Origin of the sequence: Vibrio sp. Vb2131 (genome assembly GCF_033338535.1) — a bacterium.
In the GTDB taxonomy this organism is placed as follows: domain Bacteria; phylum Pseudomonadota; class Gammaproteobacteria; order Enterobacterales; family Vibrionaceae; genus Vibrio; species Vibrio alginolyticus.
Map to the genome: position 1 here is coordinate 1 of NZ_JAWOSW010000186.1, position 507 is coordinate 507.

The window sequence follows — 507 nt, forward strand, 5'->3', positions numbered from 1 at the left end:
TTTGTTGGATACGATCAACGTTGGTCAGAGTGCGTGCTTCTTCAATTTGATTAAGCATTTTAAATGCGAGAAGATGCAGCTCGTGCAGACGCTCGGTTAGGTCAAGATCGACTTCAACCAAAGCATCGAGCGCTTGATAGACTTGGTCTTTTTTGTTCGCTTCTAACAGGTCATAAATGTGGGTTACGTTAGCAACCGCAATCGTGCTGGTGTTTTGCACTTGAGTGCGAGTGAGCTGTTCCAACTCTTCACTCAGCAGGCGCATTTCTTCAACACGAGTATCAATTTCTTTCGCGAGCCACAACTTTCTTTCAACCGTGACACCAAGCTCTGCGAGGTTATTGATCACATTCTGAACGTTGCTTTCAAGTGCATCGAGCAGTTTTGAATCAAACGACTCACCGCCTAGCTCTTTAATGTGCGTCAACAGCGATTCAAGTTGTTCGAACAACACTCGCCCGGCTTCTTTCCTCTCTTGCTCATTTTGCGCATTAGAGAGCATTTGCA

The 507-nt window shown here is 45.6% G+C and carries 1 pseudogene; it reads right to left on the bottom strand.

The features are described from left to right. Positions 1-507: pseudogene (locus tag R7E38_RS23450) on the bottom strand (TMAO reductase system sensor histidine kinase/response regulator TorS); the annotation flags it as partial.